3 protein-coding genes are annotated in these 2,000 nt (G+C 67.6%); all 3 read right to left on the bottom strand.

Annotation, left to right across the window (positions count from 1 at the left end; all coding sequences use genetic code 11):
• Window positions 1–189 (bottom strand): triphosphoribosyl-dephospho-CoA synthase (locus tag ACFP9U_RS24840; protein WP_378625538.1); only part of this gene is annotated, 189 nt, incomplete at its 3' end.
• Between the two features lie 10 nt (window positions 190–199).
• Window positions 200–1,153 carry an ATP-grasp domain-containing protein gene (locus ACFP9U_RS24845; protein WP_378625540.1) on the bottom strand — a complete coding sequence of 318 codons (954 nt, stop codon included), beginning with the start codon at window positions 1,151–1,153 and terminating at the stop codon, window positions 200–202.
• 26 nt (window positions 1,154–1,179) lie between these two features.
• The coding region (gene mch / locus ACFP9U_RS24850; protein ID WP_378625541.1) for a methenyltetrahydromethanopterin cyclohydrolase at window positions 1,180–2,000 on the bottom strand (821 nt) is incomplete at its 5' end.

Below are 2,000 nucleotides of genomic sequence, written 5' to 3' on the forward strand. Positions count from 1 at the left end.
GGCGAGGATGCGCTGGCCCATGGAGAGGCTGCTGTCGGCAAGGACCGGCGCGGAAGCGCGGGCACTCGCCAGGAACTGCGCCGCCGTCATGCGGTGGCCGTCGGCGAAGCGATGCACGTTCCCCGGCTTCAGCGCCTCGATCTCGGCGAGGCAGGCCGCCTCGTAGGCGGCGCGGATCCGTTCGCTCACGGACATGGCCTCAAGACACCGGCACCGCCTCACCGGCGGAGCGCGGCAGCGCGGCAAGGGAGGCAAAGCGTTCCCGCTCGTCGAGGAAGCGCATCATCTCGTCGGCGATCGTGCCGGCGATGTCGGCCTTGGTGACCGACTGCAGCCCCGACCAGGCGGGCATGCTGTTGACCTCGATCACCTGCAGCGACCCGTCCGCGGCGGGCATGATGTCGACGCCGGCGAAATCGGCCTCCACGGCCGCGACGGCGGCAAGGGCATAGTCGCTCAACCGCGCGCGCAGATCCTGTGGCACCAGCCCCGGAACCGCCCCTCTCTGGATATTGGTGATCCAGTTGTTGCCGCGCCGGACCATCATCTCCACCACGCGCCCGGCGCAGACGAAAACGCGGAAATCGCAAAAGGGCGGCCCGGCGCGCTCGACATAGCGCTGAAGATAATAGGTATCGTCCATCTCCTCCGGCGGCGGCAGGTCCTCGGTCCTGTCGATGCGCCGGATGCCGCGCCCCTGCGAGCCGAAAAGCGGCTTCAGCACCAATGGGCCCCTTCGCAACTCGCGTTCGGCGACCGCCCGCGCGGCGTCGAATCCTTCGACGGAAAAGGTCGGCGGGGTCGGCAGGCCGGCATTCTTGACGAGGAAGGTGGTCATGGACTTGTCGACGCAGCGCTCGATCGCCTGCGCCGAGTTCCACACCGGCACGGAGAGCTTGCGAAGCGCATGCAGCACGCCGAGCCGGCGCGTCACCGCCTCGAAGGTGCCGGCGCCGACCGAGCGCACGACCAAGGCGTCGGGAAGAGCGTCCCCGAAGCCGGCGAAAGAGAGCCCGTGCGGGCGTTCGGTGTCGAATTCGAGCGCCGAGAGCGGCTCCATGGCGACCTGGCAGCCGCGTTGGCGAAAGGCATTGACCAGTGCGGTGGTGCGGTTGCCCGACTGGTTGTTGGCGATCAGGATTTTTCGTGTCACGCAGGGGCTTTCCTTTGCAGATCCGCTCAGGCGAGGCTCTTTTCGAGCATCTCCGCGTCGCGCCCGCCATTGCGGAAGGTCTCGCCCGTTTCCAGCGCCGTTACGATGACCTCGGCGGGGCTGAAGAGCAAGGGATCGATGGCGTAGAAGTCGCCCTTGAACTTTCTGAAGATCTCCGCGAAAGGCTGGCCGTAGTCACGCGAGGCGCGGCTCGGCAATTTTTCGGCGAGTTCTCGCGCCGCGGCCGCCGGCCCCTTGACGAAGAACTGCGCAACGCCGCCATAGATGATGGCGTCGTTGGTGCGCCCCATGGCGGTGATGAAGTCGGGGTGCGGGGCGGGCAGGGGAGCGGCGGCAATGCCGTCGACGATGTCTTCGAGCGGAAAATCGAGATCCTTGGCCTTGTGCAACGCCACCTCCAGGACACGGGCGACGATCTGCACGGTTCCGGCCAGGCTCTGGGTCGGCGCATAGACGAAGGTCAGCCTGTCCGGCGCAAGGCCGGTCGCTCCCGCCACCTTTTCGACCACCTTTTCGGGCGGCGGCGCCCCGGTTTCCAGCACGACGACGGAAGACGCGGCCGTCTCATGATAGGTCAGCGTCGAAAACAGCGGCTCGACCCGGGCGAGCAGGCGGACCGGGCCGGAGCCCATGGCGAAATATTTGTCCTCCGAAAGGTTCCAGCCGGCATACTGGCTGCCGAGGCAGGCGAGAACCGGCTGCGAGGAGCGCACCTCGAGCTGGAACGGCCATCGCACCGAGGCGCCGTCGATCACCGGCATCACCTCGCCCAGGCCGCCCATGGTCGCCCGCGCCATGTGCAGGCCGGCCTCGATGCTGCCGAGAA

Origin of the sequence: Nitratireductor sp. GCM10026969, from assembly GCF_042660605.1 — a bacterium.
Taxonomy (GTDB): domain Bacteria; phylum Pseudomonadota; class Alphaproteobacteria; order Rhizobiales; family Rhizobiaceae; genus Chelativorans.